Here is a 23,049-nt window from a genome sequence, read left to right as displayed (position 1 = left end):
GCCTTGGCCACTGTTGCGAAAATGACACAATGTCATACCGATGCGGCGAAGCGGTCATAAATTTTTCCCCAAGGGCTTGTGTGCTTTCCGTTTTCCGGCTTTCTAGCTGTCAATCCGTTCATCTCTATTTTTGAACGGGCAACCGGGGAGTTACCAAATGAACAAGTCGCACCTGCTTATGGGTGCTGCTGCCTTTGCAGTAGCAATGTCCGTGAGCCAGCCTGTCCTCGCACAGAGCACCGCGGATTGCGTCGACGCCAACGAGAATGGCGTTTGCGATTCGGATGAGAATAAAGAACGCGCCATCGTCGTCACCGGCTCGCGCATTGCCCGCCCGACGCTCGAATCGTCGGTTCCGCTGACCTCGGTCGACGTCAGCGAACTGACCGACACCGGCGACGTCTCGCTCGGCGACGCGCTGAACGACCTTCCGTCGCTGCGTTCGACCTTCAGCCAGGGCAACTCGACCCGCTTCATCGGCACCGCCGGCCTGAACGTCCTCGACCTTCGCGGCCTCGGCACCGCCCGCACGCTGGTGCTCGTCAACGGCAAGCGTCACATCACTGCGATTCCGGGCGACTATCTGGTCGACGTCAACACCATTCCGGTCGACCTGCTCGAACGCGTCGATGTCGTGACCGGCGGCAATTCCGCCATTTACGGTTCGGACGCTGTCGCCGGCGTCGTCAACTTCATCACCAAGCGCAACTTCGACGGTATCAACCTGCGCGCGCAGGGCGGCATCTCGTCGCGTGGCGACCGCGGCAACCTGTTCATCAGCGGCACCTGGGGCAAGAATTTCGCCGACGGCCGCGGCAACGTGGCCGTGTCGGCCGAATATGCCGAAGCCAGCCCGCTCTATTTCCGCGACCGCGACTATCTGACCGGCGCCTACTCGGGCCGGTGCCAGTATCAGTTGACCGACAACACCACCGGTGAACCGGCGGCGGGTGACGGAATTTCCGACACCACCGCATTGTGCGGGGTCAAAAGTGCCTCGATCAGCGACGGCGGCACCATCGGCCTGCTCAGCAACAACAGCGCGCTGCGTTTCGGCGCCGACGGCAACCTGTTCATCGACAGTGTCGATCCGACCAACTCGTTCATCGGTGTCGGCTCGGGCAACTGGTTGGGCGGTCAAGGTTCGACGCTTAACAACACCGGCCAGCTTGCGGCCGGGCTGAAGCGCTATGCGGTCAACCTGCTCGCGCATTATGACGTCAGCGATGCGTTCCGCCCCTTCGTCGAAGCGAAATATGTTCGCGTCGACGCCTTGCAGGAAGGTCAGCCGAGCTTCTTCCAAGGCAGCATCCCGGGCTTCTTCGGCGGCGGCAGCAACTTCAGCTGCGATAACGCTTTCCTGAATGCGCATAGCCGTTCGATGCTGACCAACGTCGCATCCTCTTGCGCCTTTCGCGTGGCCAATCCGGACCCCGCCGCGCCTGCGGGATCGACCGTGATCTTCGTCGATCCTGTCACCGGCACTCGTCGCTTCGACCCTACCCGCACCTTCACCATGTCGCGTTTCAACACCGACTTTGGCGGTCGCGGCGAACAGCATCGTCGTGAGACCTATCGTATCGTCGGCGGTGTCGAAGGCACGTTCAACGACGACTGGAACTACGAACTGTCGTTCAACTACGGCCGTCTCGAAACCAGCATGAAGTCGCTCAACAACCTGAAGCTGTTCGACCTGAACGGCAATCCGGACGGCTTCTTGCTCGCCATCGACGCGGTGCGCAACGCCAGCGGCCAGGTCGTCTGCCGCGTCAACCAGGTGACCGTCACCCGTCCGGACTGCGTTCCGATCAACGTCTTCGGCACCGGTGCTCCGACCCAGGCTGCGCTTGACTTCGTCAACACGACGTCGCTGCGCAAGGAAAAGGCCGAGCAGTTCGTTGCGCTGGCCAGCGTCAACGGTGACCTTTCGCAGCTGTTCGAACTGCCCGGCGGTCCGATCGGCTTCGCTCTCGGCGCCGAGTATCGCGAAGAAACCGCGGAATCGGCCTATGACGAACTGACGGCCTTCGGCGGCACCTTCCTGAATGCCATCCAGCCGTTCGCGCCGCCGAAGCTGACGGTCAAGGAAGCCTTTGGTGAAATCAGCATCCCGCTGCTCGCCAACATGCCCTTTGCCGAAGAACTCACGCTCGGTGCTGCGGCACGCGTTTCGGACTATAACTCCTCGGCGGGCACCGTCTGGGCGTATAACTTCCAGGCGCTGTGGGCTCCGATCCCCGACGTTCGCTTCCGCGCAGCTTATGCACGGTCGGTGCGTGCACCGACGCAGAGCGATCTCTTCTCACCGCAGTCGCAGAATTTTGCCCAGGTCGGCGATCCCTGCGACAGCATCAACATCAACAACAACCCGAACCGGGCAGCCAACTGCGCCGCAGCAGGTGTCCCGACGAAGGCCAATGCCGCTGTCGTCGCGGCTTGCACCGGCACGGCTTCGGCACCGGTGTTGGACGGTCCCTGGGTGAACTGCCTCGCGCGGTCGTTCAGCACGAGCTTCACCTCGGGTGGCAACTCGGCGCTTAACGTCGAAAAGGGCAAGAGCCTGACGCTGGGTGCGGTGTTCGAACCGAGCTTCCTGCCCGGTTTCAACTTCACGGTCGATTATTACAAGATCAAGGTCGACAGCCTGATCGCGGCGCCGAGCCTCGCGAACCTGCTGTCGCTTTGCTTCGACGATGCGTCGCCCTATGCCTCGAACCCGTTCTGTTCGGTCACCGGGGCCGATCCGACGGGTCTTTATCCGCGTGATCCGGCGACCGGTCTGTTCGCCGATTTCGCGGCCCAGGTCGGTGGTGTGAACTTCGCGGCGCAGAAGACCGAGGGCATCGACTTCGACGTCCAGTATCGCCGGACGTTCGATAATGGTCATCGCGTGTCGTTCCGCGCCATCGCGACCCATCTGCTGCGCCTCGACAACTACACGAACATTCTGAACCCGATTGTCCCGAACCGTCAGATGAGCGAACTGGGCGACCCGCGTTGGGCCGCGAACGCCAGCGTCAACTACGATTTCGGCGAACTCGATATCGCTTGGACTGTTCGTTATCTCGGCAAACAGACGATCGCGACTTACGAAACGCAGAACAGCTATCTCGGCGCCTGCCCGGCCAACGGACAGATCCCGGGCGGCGGAACCTGCACCGCAGGTACGGTTGTCAAACTGCCGCCGCTCAACGCCGACGCCAACCCGAAAGTCTATCACCCCGACGCCTTCTATCACAATTTCCGGGCCAACCTGGAAATCGACAAGAAGTTCAATTTCTACGTCGGCATCGATAATGCTTTCGACAAGAAGCCGCCGTTCAGCCTGCTCGGCACCGCCGGTGGCGATCCGTACGACACGTTCGGCCGCTACTTCTACGCCGGCGTCCGCGCCAGCTGGTAAGCCAGTCGGCTTCGGCCACGGAAACGGGCCGCCTTCCTTCGGGAAGGCGGCCTTTTTCTTTGCCTGCGATGGAAGGAAGCGGCCGGGCGACGGCGCGTCCGCGCGGGTCTCAGCCCCAGATGCGCTCGAACCGGCGGCCGAGTCCGGTCAGCAATTCATATTGCGACAAGCCGGTCGCCGCCGCGGTGACCGGCAGGTCGTAATCGAGCGCCAGCCAGTCGCCCTCGCCGATCGCGCCGGCACCGCCGGCGTCAAAAGCGGTCAGGTCCATCGACACCCGCCCGATGAGCGGTAACACGCCATCGTTCCATCTCGCACCGCCGCTGCCCGCGTGGCAGCGCAGATAGCCGTCGGCATAGCCTAGATTGGCGACCGCGATGCGGGCATCGCGCGGCGCGGTCCAGGCTGCACCATAACCGACCGTCTCGCCGGCGCGCACGTCGCGCACCTGCAGGACACGCGCCTCGGGAAAGACGACCTGGCGAATATGGCCAGCCGCCTCGGTCCGCGGCGTACCGCCATAAAGCGCGAGCCCCGGGCGCGTGAGGTCGAACGCGTAATCGGCGCCGAGGCAGATGCCCGCGCTGTTCGCCAGGCTGTAGCGCCGCGCGGGTATCGCATCGCGAAGCGCGCGAAACGCCGCGAGCTGGTCCGCATTCTGGGCGCTGTCCTCATCGGCCGAGGCGAGGTGGCTGAGCAAAGTCTCGATGACCAGCCCGCCCAGCGCGCCGTCCATCACCTCTTCGACGCGCAACCCGAGGCGGCTCATGCTTGTGTCGACCATGACGTCGCACGGCCGCCCGTCTCCGCCGGCGCGCCAGCGCGCGACCTGTTCGACGCTGTTCAGCACCGGACGCACCGGCAGGGTGCGCGCCGCGACCATGTCGGCCTCCCCCACCCCGTGCAGCACCGACAGCGCCACCCCGGCGGGCAGCGGCATCAGCGCCGCCGCCTCCGGCCAGGTCGCGACGAAGAAGTCGCGGCAGCCTGCGGCGGCGAGATGCTGCATCACCGCGCGAGCCCCGAGGCCATAACCGTTCGCCTTGATCGCCGCGCCGCACGCCGCGCCGCCGCCCTGCGCGGCCAGCCAGCGCCAGTTGGCGGCGAGCGCCCCGGCATCGAGGCGGAGGCGGAGCGGCGAGGCGATGTCGATCATCCTCTCGCCCCTAGCCGCGATTTGCGGCACCGCCAATGGCTGTTCAGGCGGGCTGCCCCGGTGACGGCGCGACCTTGTCCCACTGCCCCTCGACCGGGTCCTTGAGCATGAACGCCGCGACGAGGAACGCCACCAGCACCACGCCCCAGGTGTACCACAGCCCGGCATAGGCATCGCCGGTCTTGGCGATGATGAAACTCGCGATCAGCGGCAAGAAACCGCCGAAATAGCCGGTGCCGAGATGATAGGGGATCGACAGCGACGAATAGCGGACGTGCGGCGGGAACATTTCGGCGAGCAGCGCCGCGACCGGACCATAGGTGAAGCCCGACAAGGCGCTGAGACCGAGCAGCGCGAACAAGATCACCGCGATGCCGAGCGGGCCGGGGATCTGCTTTTCGAAATCATAGCCCATCGCCTCGAGCGCGGGTTTCAGTACCGCCGGGTCCTCGCCCGCGACCTCGCGCCCGCCGATGTGAACCTTGACGCTGTCGAAGGCGTTGCCGCTGCTGACCACTTTGTACGGCACGCCGAGCTTGGTGAGTTCGCCGAGCGTCTTGCCGCACGCGGTCGCCTGTTTCGATGCGAAGGGGTCGAAGCTGCACTGCGAGCCGGTGACCACCACCGGCGCCTTTTCGGCCGCCGCGGTCAGCGCGGGATTGCCGACGCTGCCCATCAGCCAGAACAGCGGGAACAGCAGCACCAGCGTCGCGGCATAGCCCCAGACGATCGGCTTCTTGCGCCCGATGCGGTCGGAGAGATGCCCCGCCCACAGGAAAAAGCCCATGCCGAGCGCGGCGGCGAACCCGACGATGATCTCGGCGGCGGTATCCTCGACCTTCATCGGGCCTTTCAGGAAGGCGAGGCCCGAGAACATCGCGGTGTACCAGATCACCGTCAGGCCGGCGGCGATGCCGAACAGCGCGATGAAGATGCGGCGCGGATTGCCGGGGAAGGTGAAGCTTTCCTTGAGCGGGTTCTTCGCCAGTTCGCCCTCGGCCTTCATCGCCTGGAACACCGGGCTTTCGGACAGCTTGAGCCGCATCCACAAAGAGATGGCGAGCAGGATCAGCGACAGCAGGAACGGCACGCGCCACCCCCAGCTTTCCCACACCGCATCGGACATCAGCGCCTTGCACCCGAGCACGACGATCAGGCTGAGCACGAAGCCGCCGACGACGCTCGCCTGGATGAAGCTGGTATAGAAGCCGCGCCGTTCGGGCGGCGAATGTTCGGCCACATACACGGCGGCACCGCCATATTCGCCGCCGAGCGCGAGCCCCTGCAGCACGCGCAGCAGAATGACGATGATCGGCGCCGCGATGCCGATCGTCGCCGCCGACGGGATCATGCCGACCCCCGCCGTCGCGATGCCCATCAGCGTGACGGTGACGAGGAAGGTATATTTGCGCCCCAGCCGGTCGCCGAGAAAGCCGAACAGCACCGCGCCCAGCGGACGAAACCCGAAACCGACCGCGAATCCCGCCCAGACCAGCAGGATTTCGAGCGTCGCATTGTCGCTGGGGAAAAAGGCCTTGCCGATGATCGCCGCGAGCGTGCCGTATATGAAGAAATCATACCATTCGAAGATCGTCCCCGCCGACGAGGCGGCGATGACCATGCGGATATCCTTCTTGGTCGGCGTATAGGCTGCGCCATGGCTGGCGACAGCGGCTGCGTCGGTCATATGCTCTCCCTTTGGCCTCTCGGGCCTTTCCCCTTCCCGTTCGCATCGAGCGAAGTCGAGATGCCTGGAGGGCATGCGCGACGCCAACGTGTCTCGACTTCGCTCGACACGAACGGTTTGCTACGTCTAGTCGGGCGCGAGCGCTGCGCAAGCCTTCTTGGCGTAGCGTCAAACCGGTGGCAGACTGCGCCGCATGACCCAGTTCATCGACCTTTCGATCCCGATCACCAACGACGTCGTCTCCGACCCCCCGGTGATGCGCCCGCAGATCACCTACATGACCCACGAAAACACGTGGCAGCAGATCGCGATGTTCTTCCCGGGACTGACGCAGGACGACCTGCCCGATGGCGAAGGCTGGGCGGTCGAGAGCCTGACATTGAGCACGCACAACGGCACCCATATGGACGCGCCCTGGCATTTCCACTCGACCACCGACCGCGGCGCCACGCCGGCGCCCAGCATCGACGAGGCGCCGCTCGACCTCTTCTTCCGGCCGGGGGTGAAGCTCGATTTTTCGGACCGCCCCGCGGGCCATGTCGTGAGCGCCGCCGAGGTCGAAGCCGAACTGACGCGCATCGGGCATACCCTTCAGCCCTTCGACATCGTGCTCGTCCAGTCGGGCGCCATCTATGGCACCGACAATTTCACCGACCAGGGCTGCGGCATGGGCGAGGAAGCGACGCTCTACCTGACCGAACGCGGCGTACAGGTCGTCGGCACCGACGCGTGGAGCTGGGACGCGCCGTTCAGCCACACCGCAAGGCGCTGGGCCGAAACGCGCGACCCGAAGATCATCTGGGAGGGGCACAAGGCGGGGCGCATCCAGCCCTATTACCAGATAGAGAAACTCACCAACCTCGCGGCGCTACCGCCGACCGGCTGGACGCTGAGCTGTTTCCCGGTGAAGATCGAACGCGCCAGCGCGGGGTGGATAAGGGCGGTGGCGTTGGTGGAAAGTTGAGCCGCGTTTAACCGTCGCCAGCATCCACAAGGTCCATCCGCCCAGCGCCAGCAACGTCCCGAAGGTCGCGACGACGCCGATCTGGCGCGGGATCGGTGCCTTGCCCGGCTCAATCTTCGCATAAAGTCCCGCGATATGCGCGACGCGGCCGATCAGGAAGATCGCGCCGATGACCATCAGCGCCATATGATTGGCGCGCGCACTTTCGAGCAGGCCGAGCAGGATGATTGTGATCGGCGCATATTCGGCGAGATTACCGTGGCTGCGGCTCGCGCTGATCAGCTTCGCGTCGCCATGATCGCCAAAGGCGGCCTGCACGCGCAGCCGCTGGCGCACCGTGTCGATCGCGGTCGCGAGCAAAAGCAGCGCGCAGACGGCGGCCACAAAGGCGGTTACCGGTAAAGTCATGATCGTTTCTCCCCCTGCCCCGCGTCCCAAAGCTCGTCATTGCGAGCGTAGCGAAGCAATCCAGAGCGGTTTACGCTACTCTGGATTGCTTCGCTATGCTCGCAATGACGGTATTTCGGGTAGCGCGATCAGAACAATCGCGACCCGTTCGGCACCACCCGATCCGGCGCGAACAGGATCACCGCGCCTTCCTCATCGGCGAAGCCGAGCGTCAGCACTTCGGACATGAACTTGCCGATCTGGCGCGGCGGGAAGTTCACCACCGCGGCGACCTGCCGCCCGACCAATTCGTCCAGCGCATAACGGTCGACGATCTGCGCGCTGCTTTTCTTCACCCCGATTGCGGGACCGAAATCGATCTTCAGCTTGAAGGCGGGTTTGCGCGCTTCGGGAAAGGGTTCGGCCTCGACGATCGTGCCGATGCGGATATCGACCTTCAGGAAATCGTCGAAGGTGATCGAGGCGGCGGCGGGCGTGTGGTTGTCGTGATTCAGGTGCATTGTCCAATTCCGTCATTGCGAGCGAAGCGAAGCAATCCAGGGCGGCTTGCGCCCACTCTGGATTGCTTCGTCGCTTCGCTCCTCGCAATGACGAAATGCGGGAGCGCTATTCCATCTCCAAAATCACCGCGTCGACCGCCAGGCTGTCGCCCTGCGCCGCGTTGACGGTTTTCACCGTGCCGGTCTTTTCGGCGCGCAGGATGTTCTCCATCTTCATCGCTTCGACCGTCGCGAGCGGCTGGCCGGCTTCGACCTTGTCGCCCTCGTCGACATGCAGCGCGACGAGCAGGCCGGGCATCGGGCAGATCAGGAACTTCGACAGGTCGGGCGGCACCTTTTCGATCATATGCGCGGTCAGCGGCGCGATGTGCCAGGGCAGGGCGCGGACATTGTGGATGCGCCCGCGCGTCGTCATGCGCCAGCCGGTGCGCGTCTTCGCGACCTTCACCGCCAGTTCGCTGTCGTCGATGTCGGCAACGACGAGCTTGTCGCCCGGCGTATATTCGAGCGCGATATCGACCTTGTCGCCGTCGACCTTGATATGCTTTTCGCCGACCTTCACCTTGTGCGGGCTGCCGTCGATCGTCACCTGCCATTTGGCCGGCGGGTTCAGCCGGTCGCCGAGCTGGCCGTCGGTGCGCCGCGCGCGGTCGGCCTCGGCGCTGGCCATGAAGCCCGCGATCGCCGCCAGCGCGCGCGTCACATCGGCGTCGGTGTCGGCGCCGTGGAAGCCCTCGGGATATTCCTCGGCGATAAAGCCGGTGGTCAGATCGCCCGAGCGGAAGCGCGGGTGCTGCATGATCGCCGACAGGAAGTCGATATTGTGGCCGAGCCCTTCGAGCTCGAAGCGGTCGAGCGCCGCGACCTGCAGGTCGGCCGCCTCGTCGCGGGTCTTGCCCCAGGTGATCAGCTTGGCGATCATCGGGTCATAGAAGATCGACACCTCGCCGCCTTCCTCGACCCCTGCATCGACGCGCACGCCGTCCTCGCCGCGCTCGTCGCCTTCCCACGCCGGAACCGGGGTGCGATAGCGCACGAGCCGCCCGGTCGAGGGCAGGAAGCCGCGATAGGGATCCTCGGCGTAGACGCGATTCTCGATCGCCCAGCCGTCGAGTTTCACATCTTCCTGCTTGAGGTCGAGCTTTTCTCCGTAAGCGACGCGGATCATCTGCTCGACCAGGTCGATGCCGGTGATCGCCTCGGTCACCGGATGCTCGACCTGAAGCCGCGTGTTCATTTCGAGGAAGTAGAAGCTCTCGCCCGTCGGGTCGGCCCCCGACACGATCAGTTCGACCGTACCCGCGCTGTAATAGCCGACCGCCTTGGCGAGCGCGACGCACTGCTCGCCCATTGCCTTGCGCATTTTGGGCGTGACGAAGGGCGACGGCGCTTCCTCGACGACCTTCTGGTGGCGGCGCTGGATGCTGCACTCGCGCTCGTTGAGGTAGAGGATATTGCCATGCTGGTCGCCCAGGATCTGGATTTCGATGTGGCGCGGGTTAAGGATGAATTTCTCGATGAAGACGCGGTCGTCGCCGAAGCTGTTGAGCCCCTCGCGCTTGGTCGCCTCAAACCCTTCGCGGACGTCCTTTTCGTCATAGGCGAGGCGCATGCCCTTGCCGCCGCCGCCCGCCGACGCCTTCATCATCACCGGATAGCCGATCTCGTTCGCGATCCGCACCGCATGTTCGGTGTCGTCGATCTCGCCGACGAAGCCGGGGACGACATTAACCCCCGCCGCGAGCGCGAGCTTCTTCGACTCGATCTTGTCGCCCATCGCGGCGATCGCGTTCACCGGCGGGCCGACGAAAGCGATGCCTTCCTTCGCCAGCGCCTCGGCGAAGCTGGTGCGCTCGGACAGGAAGCCGTAACCCGGGTGCACCGCCTCGGCGCCGGTTTCCTTGCACGCCGCGATGATCTTGTCGGCAATCAGATAGGATTCGGACGCCGGCGACGCGCCGATATGCACCGCCTCGTCGGCCATCTGCACAAAGGGCGCACGCGCGTCCGCGTCCGAATAGACGGCGACGGTGGCGATGCCCATGCGGCGCGCGGTCTTGATGACGCGGCAGGCGATTTCGCCGCGGTTGGCGATCAGGATTTTCTTGAACATCTCTAGCTATTGCCTTCCATAAGTCTTGCGACGCTTTCTAGCTCTTCGGTTCGAGCCCGACTCAAGCGATCCTTGCATTGGGCAATCAGTGCCCGCGTCCCCGTTCCGCCGCGGGCTATCCTGCCTTCGAACAAACATTGTTGGTCGAGATATTTGATCCAGTCCGTCTGCGATTCCTGCAACGGGCTGGAAAGCCAATCCCTCGCATCGCCGCCGTAACTTTCTTGCAAGTCGGACGTGTCTGCGACCCGTCGTGCGTGGGCGTAAGCGGCATCGACCTCCGCTCGCGCACCGTCGGCTCGCTCTTGCCAACATGACGTATAATCGAGGTTGGATTCGAGTCCGGAGCATGGACGGGCTTCAGTGGAGGCCGGTTGAGCGGCAGCAGCCAAGAGCAGCATCAACGACATCAGCATCATTCGCCCTCTCCCGTCCGCACGAAATGCACATAGTCGTAGGCGTCGATGAAGCCGTCGGCGGCGTCATCGGGATCGGCCTCGTCATGCTCCAGATAGAAGCGGCCCGTATCGCCATCCTTCACATAATAATTCGGAAAGCCGCAGTTGATCTCGGCCGCGAAGGAGGTGCGATAGCGCTCGACCCGCTTGCCGCGCCGCGTTTCGATATAGCCGGTCTTGCGATAGCCGCTGGCGTCGTCCGCATCTTCTGCGAGAAGATGCCAGGTGCCGGTCACCACCTTGTCGCTGTTCTTGCGCAGCCAGTCCTGCTCGCGCTTCCGTTCCAGCGCCTCGCCCGCCGGCGTTTGTTGCCAGCATGCGAGCGCCGGTTCGGCGGAAAGCAACAGGAGCGCTGCGCTGCAGACGGTAGCCCGGATCATTCGCCCGTCTCCTCCGCCGCCGGCTCGGTCCGATAGATTTTCGACACCTGCCGTGCCCACACCAGGATCAGCGCCAGCGCGCCGATCCACAGCAAATTCTCGGCCCACAAGGGCGACGCCGCGCCGCCTTCGGACCCCATCCGCACCCCCTGCATCCGGTTCGCGCTATAGCCGCACGCGCAAGACGCGGGCAGCAACAGCACCGAGGTCAAAACAGCAAGGAGCGGCTTGCTGGTCACTATTCCGCCGCTTCCATCCGCATCGGCTCTTCGCTCACCATCGGCACGATCCCCAGCTTCGCGAACAGCGCCGCGTCCTTGCTGTCTCCCGCGTTCGCCGTGGTCAGCAATTTGTCGCCGGTGAAGATGCTGTTCGCGCCCGCCATGAAGCACAAAGCCTGCGTCGCTTCCGTCATGCTCTCGCGCCCCGCCGACAGGCGGACCATGCTCAGCGGCATGGTGATGCGCGCGACCGCGACGGTGCGGACGAACTCGATCTCGTCGATCTGCGCCAGCGGGGTGTCGGCGAGCATGTCGCCGAGCACCGTGCCCTTCACCGGCACCAGCGCGTTGACCGGCACGCTTTCGGGGTGGCGCGGCAAGGTCGCGAGCGCGTGGATGAAGCCGACGCGGTCGGCGCGCGTTTCGCCCATGCCGACGATCCCGCCCGAACAGACGTTGATGCCCGCATTGCGGACCTCTTCGAGCGTGTCGAGCCGGTCCTGGAAGGTGCGCGTCGAGATGATATTCTCGTAATTCTCCGGGCTCGTGTCGACATTATGGTTATAATAGTCGAGCCCCGCGACCGCGAGCGTCTGCGCCTGCTCCTTGTTGAGCATGCCGAGCGTCATGCAGGTTTCCATGCCCATCTGGCGCACGCCCTCGATCATCTCGACGATCGCGGGCATGTCGCGGTCCTTGGGGTTGCGCCAGGCGGCGCCCATGCAGAAGCGCTGCGACCCGGCATCCTTCGCCTGCGCCGCCGCCTGCAGCACCGCGCGCACGTCCATCAGCTTGGTCGCCTTCAGCCCGCTGTCGGCATGCTTTGACTGCGAGCAATAGCCGCAATCCTCGACGCAGCCGCCGGTCTTGATGCTGAGCAGGGTGCACAGCTGCACCTGCCCACGCGCATGATGGCGGCGGTGGACGCCCTGCGCCTCCCACATCAGCTCGTCGAACGGCAGGTCGAACAGCTCGGCGATTTCCTCGCGGGTCCAGTCGGTACGGCTCTCAGTCACGCGATAGTCTCCAATGCCTGCGCCAGGTCGGCGATGATGTCGTCGATATGCTCGATGCCCACCGACACGCGCACGACGTCGGGGCCGGCCCCCGCCTGTGCCAGTTCGTCGGCGTCCAATTGGCTGTGCGTGGTCGATGCCGGGTGGATGATCAGCGAGCGCGTATCGCCAAGATTGGCGAGGTGGCTGAACAGCTTGACCGACGACACCAGCCGGATCCCGGCATCATATCCGCCCTTGAGCCCGAAGGTGAAAACCGATCCGGCGCGGCCGCCGAGATATTTGTGCGCCAGTTCGTGATACGGGCTCTCGCGCAGCCCCGCATAGGACACCCAGCTCACCGCCGGATGCGCCTGCAGCCATTTGGCGAGCGCGATCGCATTGCTGCAATGCCGGTCCATCCGCAACGCCAGCGTCTCCATGCCGGTCAGCGCGAGGAAGGCGTTCATCGGCGCGAGCGCGGGCCCCAGGTCGCGCAGGCCCAGCGTGCGCGCGGCGAGGATGAAGGCGAGATTGCCGAACGCCTCGGTGAACTTCAGCCCGTGATACGACGCATTGGGTTCGCTCAGCGTCGGATATTTGCCGCCCTTCGCCCAGTCGAAGCTGCCCGCGTCGACGATCACCCCGCCGATGGCATTGCCATGGCCGTTGAGGAATTTGGTGGTCGAATGGACGACGATGTCGGCGCCATGCTCGATCGGGCGGCACAGGATCGGCGTCGCCATCGTGTTGTCGACGATCAGCGGCACCCCGGCATCATGCGCGACCTTCGCGATCGCCTCAATGTCCTGCACGACGCCGCCCGGATTGGCGAGGCTTTCGATGAACACCGCGCGTGTCTTGTCATTGATCGCCGCGGCGACATTGCCCGCATCGTCGGCATCGACGAACTGCGTGTACCAGGCCATCTTGCGAAAGCTCTGGCCGAGCTGGTTGAGCGACCCGCCATAGAGTTTCTTGGCCGCGACGATCTCGCAGCCCGGCTCCATCAGCGTGTGAAACGCCAGGAATTGCGCGGCATGGCCCGACGCCACCGCCAACGCCGCCTGCCCGCCTTCGAGCGCGGCGATCTTGCCTTCCAGCGCGCCGTTCGTCGGGTTCATGATCCGGGTGTAGATATTCCCGAATTCCTGCAGGTTGAACAGGCGCGCCGCATGATCGACGTCGTCGAAGACATAGGATGCGGTCTGATAGATCGGGGTAATCCGCGCCTTGGTCGTCGGATCGGGAGCGGTCCCCGCATGGACCGACAGCGTTTCGGGCTTCTGTCCGGTCATGCGGCATCCTCCAGCGGCGGCATATTGTGGCCGAGCAGGCGCAGCACGTCGGCCGCGCATTCGACGACGTTCGATCCGGGGCCATAAATCCCCTGCACCCCGGCGTCGCGCAGATAGTCGTAATCCTGCGGCGGGATGACGCCGCCCGCGATCACCTTGATGTCGGTGCGGCCGGCTTCGCGCAGCTTGCCGATCAGTTCGGGGATCAGCGTCTTGTGCCCGGCGGCGAGGCTCGACGCGCCGACGACGTCGACGCCGCTGTCGAGCGCCAGCACGACGGTTTCTTCGGGGGTCTGGAACAGCGGCCCCGACACGACGTCGAAGCCCATGTCGCCGAAGGCCGAGGCGATGATGTTCGCGCCGCGGTCGTGGCCGTCCTGCCCCATCTTGGCGACGAGCAGCTTGGGTTTGCGTCCCATGCGGCGTTCGACCGCCGCGACGCCGTCGAGCACCTGCTGCCAGCGCGCGTCGCCCTCATAGGGCGCGGCATAGACGCCCTTCACCGGGGTCGGCTGGGTGCCGTAACGCTCGAAGCTTTCCTCCATCGCCGACGAGATTTCGCCGAGCGTCGCGCGGGCGCGCGCCGCCTCGACCGCGAGCGCGAGGAGATTGTTCTCGATGCTCGACTGCCCCGCCGCGCCGTCGCGCAAGGCTTTCAGCGCCGCCTGGCACACCGCTTCGTCGCGGTTCGCCTTGGTCTTGTTGATCCGCGCGATCTGGCCCTCGCGCACCTTGGCGTTATCGACCTCGAGCGTTTCGAGCAGGTCCTCGTCCTTCAGACGATATTTGTTCACCCCGACGATGACGTCGTCGCCGCGATCGACCCGCGCCTGCCGCGACGCCGCCGCGGTCTCGATCATCGCCTTGGGCCAGCCCGCCGCGACCGCCTTCGCCATGCCGCCTTCGGACTGGACGCGGTCGATGATTTCCTGCGCCGCATCGACGAGTTGCTGGGTCAGCGCCTCGACATAATAACTGCCGCCGAGCGGGTCGACGACCTTGGTCATCCCGGTCTCTTCCTGGATGACGATCTGGGTGTTGCGCGCGATACGCGCCGAGAAATCGGTCGGCAGCGCGATCGCCTCGTCGAGCGCGTTGGTGTGCAGGCTCTGCGTGCCGCCGAGCATCGCCGCCATCGCCTCGATCGTCGTGCGCATGACGTTGTTATAGGGATCCTGTTCGGTGAGCGAGACGCCCGACGTCTGGCAATGCGTGCGCAGCATCTTCGACCGCTCGTCCTGCGCGCCCAAGGTGGTCATCGCGCGGTGCCACAACACGCGCGCCGCGCGCAGCTTGGCGATTTCCATGAAGAAATTCATGCCGATCGCGAAAAAGAAGCTTAGCCGCCCGGCGAACTTGTCGATGTCGAGCCCAGAGGCGACGCCATATTTCACATATTCCATGCCGTCGGCGATGGTGAAGGCCAGTTCCTGCACCTGCGTCGCGCCGGCTTCCTGCATATGATAGCCCGAGATCGAGATGCTGTTGAACTTGGGCATCTCGCGCGACGTGTAGCCGAAGATGTCGCTGATGATCCGCATCGAGGGCTCAGGCGGGTAGATATAGGTGTTGCGGACCATGAACTCCTTGAGGATGTCGTTCTGGATCGTGCCGTCGAGCAATTTGCGGTCGACCCCCTGCTCCTCGCCCGCGACGATGAAGAAGGCGAGGATCGGGATCACCGCACCGTTCATCGTCATCGAAACCGACATCTGGTCGAGCGGAATGCCGTCGAACAGGATCTTCATATCCTCGACGCTGTCGATCGCGACCCCCGCCTTGCCGACGTCGCCGGTGACGCGCGGATGGTCGCTGTCATAACCGCGGTGGGTGGCGAGGTCGAAGGCGACCGACAGCCCCTTCTGCCCCGCCGCGAGGTTGCGGCGATAGAAGGCGTTCGATTCCTCGGCGGTCGAAAAGCCCGCATATTGCCGGATCGTCCACGGCCGTCCGGCATACATCGACGCGCGCACGCCGCGCGTGAAGGGCGCGAAGCCGGGCAGGCCGGGGTCGGTGGTGACGTCCTCGGCCGTATAGAGCGGCTTGACGTCGATCCCCTCGGCGGTGTGCCAGGTGAGGTCTTTGCCTTTGACTTCCTTGGTCGCGGCGGCGGCCCATTGGTCGAGGGTGGGTTTGTCGGTCATATGCAGTCTCGTTCCATATCTCCTCTCCCAGCGGGAGAGGATACGAAGCCTTGGCCATAGGCCTAGGCGGAGTTGGTGAGGGTCACCGCCCTCTCGATAGGTCTATCCCCTCACCCAGCTTCGACTAGGCGCCTTTGGCGCCAAGTCTTCGCAACCCTCTCCCGACGGGAGAGGGGGTAAGTAGGCTCAATGCGCCTCCTTCGGCGTCTCCATGATCTCGGTCAGCACCCCGCCCATATCCTTGGGGTGCAGGAAAAAAATCAGCGTTCCATGCGCCCCGATGCGGGGCTCGCCGAGCACGCGCTTGCCCAGCGCCTCGAACGCGGCCTTGGCGGCATGAATGTCGGGGACTTCGTAGCACATATGATGCTGCCCGCCCGCCGGGTTCTTCTCGAGAAAGCCCGCGATCGAGGTGTTGCCCGGCAACGGCTCGACCAGCTCGATCTGCGTGCCGTTCAGCGCGCCATCGGCGCCGGGGGTATCGACGAAACACACCTTCACTCCCTGTTCGGGCAGGTCGAACGGCGCGTGGATCTTCGTCGCGCCCATCACGTCGCGGTAAAAGACGATGCTATCGGCGATCGACGGCGTCGCAACGCCGATATGGTTCAAACGTCCCAGTTTCATAAAGCCCTCGATATCCATCCCAAGGTGATCGCGATCCCGATCGCGACGAAAAGCAACGCCAGTCCCGCGACCAGCAACGCGGCGCCGCGTGCCAGCGCAAAGCCGACGGGGTTGGCGTCGCGCGACAGGCCGCCGACCAATCCGCTATCGACCATGCCGCTCGCGCTCCAACTCTGCGCCATCGCCCACACCGCGCGCGCGACGACCCATGCACCGATGGTCCAGCAGACCGAGATGGCGGCCCAGAGCCATTCCATCACGCCGCCTCAGCAACCCGGAACCTGGTCGGTGCCGACCAGCGCATATTTTCCGTCCTTCAGCACATAGCGCTGCGTGAACGACCGCGTGCCGGTGTAACCGACGGTAAAGCTCTTGTCGGGTTCGGCGGCGACGATCCTGCCGTCATATTCGCCGCCCACCTGCCCGGTCCCCGCGCCCGAACTCATCGCGTCGGTAAAACCCACCCGGTCGACCGGGCCACCCGGCGCCAGTTCGGTCAGCGTCGCGGTGCTGATCGCGCAGCCCTGCCACACGCCGCCGCCCGAGGTGACCAGATAGGGGTATTTGCCGATTGCATCGCTGAACGCCCAGCCGGTCGCGGCATTGCCGACGGTGCCGACCGCACCAAGGTTCAGCCATTCGCCGACCCGCTGCCAGCCGCCCTCGGCATCGCGCAGATAATGGACCGCGTTGATGCCGCCGTCGCTATGCCCCGCATCCTCCAGACTGCCGGTGCTGAGCAGCGCCCACAAATGGTCGCCGATCTTGTGCATCGCCACGGGGCGGAAATGATAGCTCCGCTCGTCGATCACCCGCACCGCGTCGAGGTCGCTCGACGAGGCCATCGGAGTCTCGAACGCCTCGACAAAGGCTTCGGCAAGATCGGGGGTCGCCTCGTCGGCGAGCTGGATCGGGAAAGCCGTGTCCGCCGCCTGTCCGGTGGCCGGAGCGACCAGCGCGAGCGCCAGCATGGGGAGAGCGAATTTCAACGTCATGAAGGCACCTTGCAAGACCGCATCAGCAACGAGAAATAGCGGAAATCCTTGTCGGAAAAACCCAAGCTCTTGCCGTCGATGGTCAACTCGCGATTGGCGATCACCGCCGCGTAAAGCGGATCGTCGGCGTTGGTGAAGCCATGGATGCGACCATCGGTCAGCGCGCCTTCGAAAACGCGCGCCTCGACCGCGCCCGAGGACAGCGTCACGGGGTGGTCGCGCGTCGCCGCGACCGACACGCGGACAAAACCGCCCTGCGGCGAGCAGGTGATATAGGTGTCGCTGGCGATGTGATGCAGCCCGCTGGTGACGGTGACCGGGTCGCTGCCGCGCTCCCATTGGTCCGCGGTATCCTGGGCGATTGCGTTGGGCGCGACGAGGCATGCGATAGCGGCGACAAGAAAGTCAATTCCTCCCCGCTTGCGGGGAGGTGGCAGCGCGAAGCGCTGACGGAGTGGGTTCGCGTCCTTGCGCAACGCCGCGTCAGGACGCCAGCCCCCTCCACCATTCGCTTCGCGAACGGTCCCCCTCCCCGTTCCGGGGAGGAATTGGTTGGGGCGGCCAAGTTTCAAATCAAATCCTCATTACTGCCACAACGGCGCCGACGGAAACGAGCGAACCCATCAAGGCGCAAAATACAACATCGACCCAATAGCTGCGCGATCCATGCGGGACATTCTCCCATCGCATGTCCCGTCGGTTCCATGCTTGGCGCGTCCTAAAAGCTCTGGCGCCCTGCCAGAACCAGAAGATTGCAAAGACCAGAAGCGCAATCGCAGCGAGCCAATCCATAGTCACAGCGGAATATTGTCATGCTTCTTCCACGGATTCTCCAACTGCTTGTTCCGCAGCTTCCTTAGCCCCAGCGCGATCCGCTTGCGCGTGTTGTGCGGGTGGATGACCTCGTCGATGTAACCGCGTGACGCCGCGACGAACGGGTTGGCGAAGCGGTCCTCATATTCCTTCGTCCGCTGTGCGATCTTCTCGGGGTCGCCGATGTCGCTGCGGAAGATGATCTCGACCGCGCCCTTCGCGCCCATCACCGCGATCTCGGCGGTCGGCCAGGCATAATTCAGATCGCCGCGCAGATGCTTTGACGCCATCACGTCATAGGCGCCGCCATAGGCCTTGCGCGTGATGACCGTGATCTTGGGCACCGTCGCCTCGGCGTAGGCGAAGAGCAGCTTCGCGCCATGCTTGATGATGCCATTATATTCCTGCGCGGTGCCGGGCAGGAAGCCGGGCACGTCGACGAAGGTGATGATCGGGATTTCGAACGCGTCGCAGAAGCGGACGAAACGCGCCGCCTTCTTCGACGAATTGATGTCGAGCACGCCCGCCAGCACCATCGGCTGGTTCGCGACGATGCCGATCGTGCGCCCCTCGATGCGCCCGAAGCCGCAGAGGATGTTGCCCGCATGCGCCGGCTGCACCTCGAAGAAATCGCCCTCGTCGACCGTTTTGCGGATCAGCTCGTGCATGTCGTATGGCTGGTTCGCATTGGGCGGGATCAGCGTGTCGAGGCTCGGCTCGGCGCGGTCCCACGGGTCGTCGGTCGGACGTTCGGGCACCCCGCTGCGGTTGTTTTCGGGCAGATAATCGAAGAAGTCGCGCGTCGCGAGCAGCGCCTCGATATCGTTCTCGAACGCGATATCGGCGACCGAGCTCTTGGTCGTGTGGGTGATCGCGCCGCCCAGTTCTTCCTGCGTCACCACCTCGTTGGTCACCGTTTTGACAACATCGGGACCGGTGACGAACATATACGACGAGTCCTTCACCATGAAGATGAAGTCGGTCATCGCCGGGCTGTAAACAGCGCCGCCGGCGCAGGGGCCCATGATCAGGCTGATCTGCGGCACCACGCCCGACGCCAGCACGTTGCGCTGGAATACCTCGGCATAGCCGCCCAATGAGGCGACGCCCTCCTGGATGCGCGCGCCGCCGCTGTCGTTCAGGCCGATGACCGGTGCGCCGACCTTCATTGCATTGTCCATCACCTTCATGATCTTTTCGGCGTGGCGCTCGGACAGCGCGCCGCCGAAGACCGTGAAGTCCTGACTGAACACATAGACGAGGCGGCCGTTGATCGTGCCGCTGCCGGTGACGACGCCGTCGCCCGGAATCTTTTGATTTTCCATGCCGAAATCGGTGCAATTATGTTCGACATAGGTGTCGAGCTCTTCGAACGAGCCATGGTCGAGCAGCACGTCGAGCCGCTCGCGCGCGGTCAGCTTGCCCTTGCTGTGCTGCGCATCGATGCGCTTTTGCCCGCCGCCCAAAGCGGCGGCGGCGCGGCGGCGTTCCATTTCGGCGATATTGGCGGACATGCGTCTCTCCGGATAAATCGAACATGCCGTCTGCGCCCACCCGGCCCGCGATGCAAATGCGAATTTGCAAAGTTGCAAAGTGACAGTTTGCAAAGTAGCCTGCGTCATATGACCCCAACCCGCCTCTACGCTGGGCGACAACTTCGCCAACTTCGGGAAACCCGCGCGATCCGCCAGGCCGACTTCGCTGCGCAGCTCGGCATCTCGGCCTCCTACCTCAGCCAGATCGAGCATGACGACCGCCCGCTGACCCCCGCGCTGCTCGACCGGTTGCAACGCCTGTTTCCGCTCGAATGGGAAGAGGTTGCAACCGACACCGGCGACCGCCGCCAGGGCGCGCTGCGCGAAGCCGCCGCCGATCCGCTCTTCGCCGCCTCGCCCCTGCCCCCCGAACAGCTCGAACGCGCGGCGCTGCAACAGCCGCAGCTCGCCGACCAATTCGTCGCGCTCCACGCCGCCTATCGCCGCGCGGGCCAGCGCTTGCAGATCATCGACGAGGCGCTGACCGGCGGCACCGCCGAGGGCAGCCGCCTGCCGTGGGAAGAGGTGCGCGACTGGTTTCACGACGCGGGCAATTATGTCGACAGCATCGACCGCGCCGCCGAGGTGCTGGCGGCGCAATTGCGCGGCAAATCGCCCTCTCCCGCGGTCGAGACGATCGAGCGGCGGCTACGCGACGCGCTCGGCATTTCGATCGTGTACAACCAGACGCAGGCGCTGCGCGATTATGACGCGACGATGCGCCATCTGGTGATCGACCCGTCGCAGCCCGCCGAAAGCCGGCGGTTTCAGTTGGCGCACCAGCTCGCCGCGCTGGCGCTCGCGAACGAGATCGCGGCGGTGGTCGAGGCGTCGCCGCTGCGCACCGCGGCAGCGCGGCAGTTGCTCCACGTCGGGCTGGCCAATTACGCTGCGGGCGCGGTGCTGATGCCCTATGCGCCATTCCGCGCCAGCGCCCGCGCGGTGCGCCACGACATCGACCGGCTGCGCATGGATTATGGCGTCAGCTTCGAACAGGCGTGCCACCGCCTCTCGACCCTCCAGCGCCCCGGCGCGCGCGGCATCCCGATGTTCTTCTGCCGCGTCGACATGGCGGGCAATATCACCAAGCGGCACAGCGCGACACGCCTGCAATTCGCGCGCTTCGGCGGCGCCTGCCCGCTGTGGGTCGTGCATGAGGCAGCGGCGATCCCCGACCGCATATTGTTCCAGCTCGCCGAGACCCCCGACGGGCTGCGCTATGTGTCCATGGCGAAGGGGCTGGTCAAACCCTCGGGCAGCTATGCACGATCCCCGCGCCGTTACGCCGTCGCGCTGGGATGCGAGGCGCAATATGCGGGCGAGTTCGTCTATGCCGACGGGGTCGATGTCGCCGCGCCGCAGGCGGCAACGCGCATCGGATCGTCGTGCCGCATCTGCCCGCGCGACGATTGCGACCAGCGCGCCTTTCCGCCGAGCGACCGACCCATTTTGGTCGATCCCGACCGGCGCGACGTGGTGCCGTACCGGATCGGCTAGCCGTCGATCACCAGCTCTTCGTCGAGGAAATCGAGAAAGGCGCGGATGCGCGTCGCGGCTCGGTCCTCGGGCGCGTAGAGCGCGTGGATATCCTCGCCGTCGCCGGGGTGATAATCGGGCAGCAATTCGACCAGCCGCCCCGCCGCCAGATCGGCGGCGACATGAAAATGGCCGTGGCGCGCAATGCCGCCGCCAGCGACCGCCATCTGGCGCACGAGGTCGCCCGAATTGCCGAAGAAGCTTCCGGGCACCGGGCGGTGGACGATGCGGCCGCCGATGCGGAAGGGCCAGCTGTCGATCGAGCGGCGGAAGCTGAAGCGCAGGCAGTCGTGTCCGTCGAGATCGTCGGGGGTCCGCGGCGTCCCGCGCCGCGCGAGATAGGCGGGGCTGGCGACGAGGACCATGCGGCTGTGCCCGAGCTTCTTGGCGCGCAGGCTGGTGTCGCGCAGCGGGCCGATGCGGATCGCGATGTCGGCGCGTTCCTCGACCAGATCGACGATTGTGTCGGAGAGCGCGAGGTCGAGGATAATCTCGGGATAGCGCGCGGTGAAGCGCGGCAGGATCGGCAGCAACGGCACCCCGATCGACGGCGATGCGTTGACGCGCAGCAATCCGCGTGGCCCCTGTTTCTCGCGACCGAGGTCACTCTCAACCGTTTCGATCTCGGCGAGCAGCACGCTCATCCGGTCGCGATAGGCACTGCCTTCGGCGGTCAGCGCCAGCGAGCGCGTCGTGCGGCGGAAGAGTATCGTGCCGAGCCTTTGCTCCAATCGCGCGATGCTGCGGCTGACCGCCGAGGGTGTGAGCCGCAGCGCCTTTGCAGCCGCGGCAAAGCTGCCGCCGCTCGCCACCGCCAGAAACGTCTCGATATCGCCGAACCTATTGTCCATCACCATTCCTGATTTTGAATCACTTCTGAAATGATAAGCGACATTCTAATCAACAATGGGCTGCTGCGCTATCTTCGTTTCATCAAAGCCCTTTCATCCAAGGAGACGCATCATGGACCTGAAACTCAACGGCAAGACCGCCCTCGTCACCGGCTCGACCGCCGGTATCGGCTTCGCGATCGCCAAGCGCCTCGCCGAAGCGGGCGTCGAGGTCGTCATCACCGGCCGCAACCAGGCGAAACTCGACGAGGCTGCGGCCGAACTCGCGGCGGCGGGCACAATCCGCGCCGTGCTGGCCGATCCCGCGACCGCCGAGGGCGCCGCAGACTTGATCGCCGCGGTTCCCGCGGTCGATATCCTGGTCAACAACCTCGGCATCTATGAAGCCAAGCCCTTCGCCGAGATCAGCGATGCCGACTGGCACCATATTTTCGAGGTCAATGTCGTCAGCGGCGCGCGGCTGTCGCGCCATTATTTCCCCAAGATGCTCGAGAAGAACTGGGGCCGGGTGATCTTCATCGCGAGCGAAAGCGGACTGCTGCCGCCCGCCGAGATGATCCATTACGGCATGACCAAGACCGCGCAGCTGACCATCGCGCGCGGGCTGGCCGAGCAGACCAGGGGTAGCGGCGTGACGGTCAATTCGGTGCTGCCGGGGCCGACGCGGTCCGAAGGGATCGTCGATTTCATCCAGTCGGTGGTGTCGAACCCCGACGCATCCGAAGCCGAACGCGAAACGGCCTTTTTCGAGGAACTGCGCCCGCTGTCGCTGATCCGCCGCCTGATCGACGCCGACGAGATCGGCGCGATGACGGCCTTCCTCGCAAGCCCGCTCGCGGCCGCGACCAACGGCGCCGCGATCCGCGCCGAAGGCGGGATCGTGCCGACGATTGCTTGATGGAAACACCCCTCCCGCTTGCGGGAGGGGTTGGGGGAGGGCGTGTCCAAAGACGCCTACCTTTGGA

The 23,049-nt window shown here is 64.8% G+C and carries 21 protein-coding genes; 4 read left to right on the top strand and 17 right to left on the bottom strand.

Going from position 1 to position 23,049, the window contains the following annotated elements:
• The first annotated feature begins 211 nt into the window (after positions 1–211).
• Positions 212–3,403: a TonB-dependent receptor domain-containing protein gene (locus AC07U1_RS14390; protein WP_162248579.1), complete on the top strand. Its 3,192-nt coding sequence runs from the start codon at positions 212–214 to the stop codon at positions 3,401–3,403.
• A gap of 109 nt (positions 3,404–3,512) precedes the next feature.
• Here AC07U1_RS14390 and AC07U1_RS14385 read toward each other — a convergent pair whose 3' ends face one another.
• Together AC07U1_RS14385 and AC07U1_RS14380 are read right to left on the bottom strand one after the other, a co-directional pair.
• Positions 3,513–4,559 (bottom strand): alanine racemase, encoded by a 1,047-nt coding sequence (locus AC07U1_RS14385; protein ID WP_495176034.1) that lies wholly within the window; start codon positions 4,557–4,559, stop codon positions 3,513–3,515.
• Positions 4,560–4,602: 43 nt separating this feature from the next.
• The gene (locus AC07U1_RS14380; protein WP_495176035.1) at positions 4,603–6,246 is read right to left on the bottom strand and encodes an MFS transporter; all 1,644 of its coding nucleotides are present in this window, start codon (positions 6,244–6,246) and stop codon (positions 4,603–4,605) included.
• Positions 6,247–6,439: 193 nt separating this feature from the next.
• On the opposite strand from AC07U1_RS14380, the gene AC07U1_RS14375 reads away from it, so the two are divergent.
• Positions 6,440–7,210, top strand: coding sequence for a cyclase family protein (locus tag AC07U1_RS14375; RefSeq protein WP_495176036.1), 771 nt, complete (start codon positions 6,440–6,442; stop codon positions 7,208–7,210).
• Here AC07U1_RS14375 and AC07U1_RS14370 read toward each other — a convergent pair.
• From AC07U1_RS14370 to AC07U1_RS14305, 14 genes are all read right to left on the bottom strand, one after another.
• Positions 7,115–7,618, bottom strand: coding sequence for an MAPEG family protein (locus AC07U1_RS14370; protein ID WP_187139852.1), 504 nt, complete (start codon positions 7,616–7,618; stop codon positions 7,115–7,117). The two genes, AC07U1_RS14375 and AC07U1_RS14370, sit on opposite strands and share 96 nt — an antisense overlap.
• 128 nt (positions 7,619–7,746) lie before the next feature.
• Positions 7,747–8,118 carry a tRNA-binding protein gene (locus tag AC07U1_RS14365; RefSeq protein WP_187139851.1) on the bottom strand — a complete coding sequence of 124 codons (372 nt, stop codon included), beginning with the start codon at positions 8,116–8,118 and terminating at the stop codon, positions 7,747–7,749.
• A 106-nt stretch (positions 8,119–8,224) separates the two neighbouring features.
• Positions 8,225–10,231: an ATP-binding protein gene (locus AC07U1_RS14360; protein ID WP_495176037.1), complete on the bottom strand. Its 2,007-nt coding sequence runs from the start codon at positions 10,229–10,231 to the stop codon at positions 8,225–8,227.
• Positions 10,232–10,233: 2 nt separating this feature from the next.
• Positions 10,234–10,650, bottom strand: a complete 417-nt coding sequence (locus AC07U1_RS14355; protein WP_492738441.1) for a lysozyme inhibitor LprI family protein — start codon at positions 10,648–10,650, stop codon at positions 10,234–10,236.
• Positions 10,647–11,069, bottom strand: coding sequence for a hypothetical protein (locus AC07U1_RS14350; protein ID WP_495176038.1), 423 nt, complete (start codon positions 11,067–11,069; stop codon positions 10,647–10,649). Before AC07U1_RS14350 ends, AC07U1_RS14355 begins: the two co-directional genes overlap by 4 nt.
• The gene (locus tag AC07U1_RS14345) at positions 11,066–11,308 is read right to left on the bottom strand and encodes a hypothetical protein (RefSeq protein WP_495176039.1); all 243 of its coding nucleotides are present in this window, start codon (positions 11,306–11,308) and stop codon (positions 11,066–11,068) included. Before AC07U1_RS14345 ends, AC07U1_RS14350 begins: the two co-directional genes overlap by 4 nt.
• Positions 11,308–12,306, bottom strand: a complete 999-nt coding sequence (bioB, locus tag AC07U1_RS14340; protein WP_200938023.1) for a biotin synthase BioB — start codon at positions 12,304–12,306, stop codon at positions 11,308–11,310. The genes AC07U1_RS14345 and bioB overlap by 1 nt, the downstream gene beginning before the upstream one ends.
• Positions 12,303–13,583, bottom strand: coding sequence for an O-acetylhomoserine aminocarboxypropyltransferase (locus tag AC07U1_RS14335; protein WP_495176040.1), 1,281 nt, complete (start codon positions 13,581–13,583; stop codon positions 12,303–12,305). The genes bioB and AC07U1_RS14335 overlap by 4 nt, the downstream gene beginning before the upstream one ends.
• Positions 13,580–15,727, bottom strand: coding sequence for a methylmalonyl-CoA mutase (scpA, locus tag AC07U1_RS14330; protein WP_495176041.1), 2,148 nt, complete (start codon positions 15,725–15,727; stop codon positions 13,580–13,582). Before scpA ends, AC07U1_RS14335 begins: the two co-directional genes overlap by 4 nt.
• A 186-nt stretch (positions 15,728–15,913) precedes the next feature.
• A complete protein-coding gene (mce, locus tag AC07U1_RS14325; protein WP_495176042.1) occupies positions 15,914–16,354 on the bottom strand; it encodes a VOC family protein in 441 nt (146 codons plus the stop codon).
• Positions 16,351–16,611 (bottom strand): hypothetical protein, encoded by a 261-nt coding sequence (locus AC07U1_RS14320; RefSeq protein ID WP_495176043.1) that lies wholly within the window; start codon positions 16,609–16,611, stop codon positions 16,351–16,353. Before AC07U1_RS14320 ends, mce begins: the two co-directional genes overlap by 4 nt.
• Before the next feature lie 9 nt (positions 16,612–16,620).
• Positions 16,621–17,349 carry a hypothetical protein gene (locus AC07U1_RS14315; protein ID WP_495176044.1) on the bottom strand — a complete coding sequence of 243 codons (729 nt, stop codon included), beginning with the start codon at positions 17,347–17,349 and terminating at the stop codon, positions 16,621–16,623.
• Positions 17,346–17,825, bottom strand: coding sequence for a hypothetical protein (locus AC07U1_RS14310; RefSeq protein ID WP_495197719.1), 480 nt, complete (start codon positions 17,823–17,825; stop codon positions 17,346–17,348). The genes AC07U1_RS14315 and AC07U1_RS14310 overlap by 4 nt, the downstream gene beginning before the upstream one ends.
• Before the next feature lie 318 nt (positions 17,826–18,143).
• Positions 18,144–19,676: an acyl-CoA carboxylase subunit beta gene (locus tag AC07U1_RS14305; RefSeq protein WP_056347708.1), complete on the bottom strand. Its 1,533-nt coding sequence runs from the start codon at positions 19,674–19,676 to the stop codon at positions 18,144–18,146.
• A gap of 108 nt (positions 19,677–19,784) precedes the next feature.
• Here AC07U1_RS14305 and AC07U1_RS14300 point away from each other — a divergent pair, with 108 nt between their 5' ends.
• A complete protein-coding gene (locus AC07U1_RS14300; protein WP_495176046.1) occupies positions 19,785–21,194 on the top strand; it encodes a helix-turn-helix domain-containing protein in 1,410 nt (469 codons plus the stop codon).
• Here AC07U1_RS14300 and AC07U1_RS14295 read toward each other — a convergent pair.
• Positions 21,191–22,084, bottom strand: a complete 894-nt coding sequence (locus tag AC07U1_RS14295) for a LysR family transcriptional regulator (protein WP_495176047.1) — start codon at positions 22,082–22,084, stop codon at positions 21,191–21,193. The two genes, AC07U1_RS14300 and AC07U1_RS14295, sit on opposite strands and share 4 nt — an antisense overlap.
• A 112-nt stretch (positions 22,085–22,196) precedes the next feature.
• Here AC07U1_RS14295 and AC07U1_RS14290 point away from each other — a divergent pair, with 112 nt between their 5' ends.
• A complete protein-coding gene (locus tag AC07U1_RS14290) occupies positions 22,197–22,982 on the top strand; it encodes an SDR family NAD(P)-dependent oxidoreductase (RefSeq protein WP_495176048.1) in 786 nt (261 codons plus the stop codon).
• Positions 22,983–23,049: the final 67 nt, after the last annotated feature.

It is taken from the genome of Sphingopyxis sp. GW821-FHT02C12 (genome assembly GCF_059421785.1).
Note: the sequence above shows the minus strand (reverse complement) of the source record. Positions and strands in the feature narration are given on the sequence as shown.

Bases quoted from the DNA above. Each gene is read 5' to 3' on its own strand.
- AC07U1_RS14385 (WP_495176034.1), bottom strand. From the start codon at position 4,559: ATGATCGACATCGCCTCGCCGCTCCGCCTCCGCCTCGATGCCGGGGCG.
- AC07U1_RS14380 (WP_495176035.1), bottom strand. From the start codon at position 6,246: ATGACCGACGCAGCCGCTGTCGCCAGCCATGGCGCAGCCTATACGCCG.
- AC07U1_RS14375 (WP_495176036.1), top strand. From the start codon at position 6,440: ATGACCCAGTTCATCGACCTTTCGATCCCGATCACCAACGACGTCGTC.
- AC07U1_RS14370 (WP_187139852.1), bottom strand. From the start codon at position 7,618: ATGACTTTACCGGTAACCGCCTTTGTGGCCGCCGTCTGCGCGCTGCTT.
- AC07U1_RS14365 (WP_187139851.1), bottom strand. From the start codon at position 8,118: ATGCACCTGAATCACGACAACCACACGCCCGCCGCCGCCTCGATCACC.
- AC07U1_RS14360 (WP_495176037.1), bottom strand. From the start codon at position 10,231: ATGTTCAAGAAAATCCTGATCGCCAACCGCGGCGAAATCGCCTGCCGC.
- AC07U1_RS14355 (WP_492738441.1), bottom strand. From the start codon at position 10,650: ATGATGCTGATGTCGTTGATGCTGCTCTTGGCTGCTGCCGCTCAACCG.
- AC07U1_RS14350 (WP_495176038.1), bottom strand. From the start codon at position 11,069: ATGATCCGGGCTACCGTCTGCAGCGCAGCGCTCCTGTTGCTTTCCGCC.
- AC07U1_RS14335 (WP_495176040.1), bottom strand. From the start codon at position 13,583: ATGACCGGACAGAAGCCCGAAACGCTGTCGGTCCATGCGGGGACCGCT.
- scpA (WP_495176041.1), bottom strand. From the start codon at position 15,727: ATGACCGACAAACCCACCCTCGACCAATGGGCCGCCGCCGCGACCAAG.
- mce (WP_495176042.1), bottom strand. From the start codon at position 16,354: ATGAAACTGGGACGTTTGAACCATATCGGCGTTGCGACGCCGTCGATC.
- AC07U1_RS14320 (WP_495176043.1), bottom strand. From the start codon at position 16,611: ATGGAATGGCTCTGGGCCGCCATCTCGGTCTGCTGGACCATCGGTGCA.
- AC07U1_RS14315 (WP_495176044.1), bottom strand. From the start codon at position 17,349: ATGACGTTGAAATTCGCTCTCCCCATGCTGGCGCTCGCGCTGGTCGCT.
- AC07U1_RS14305 (WP_056347708.1), bottom strand. From the start codon at position 19,676: ATGTCCGCCAATATCGCCGAAATGGAACGCCGCCGCGCCGCCGCCGCT.
- AC07U1_RS14300 (WP_495176046.1), top strand. From the start codon at position 19,785: ATGACCCCAACCCGCCTCTACGCTGGGCGACAACTTCGCCAACTTCGG.
- AC07U1_RS14295 (WP_495176047.1), bottom strand. From the start codon at position 22,084: ATGGACAATAGGTTCGGCGATATCGAGACGTTTCTGGCGGTGGCGAGC.
- AC07U1_RS14290 (WP_495176048.1), top strand. From the start codon at position 22,197: ATGGACCTGAAACTCAACGGCAAGACCGCCCTCGTCACCGGCTCGACC.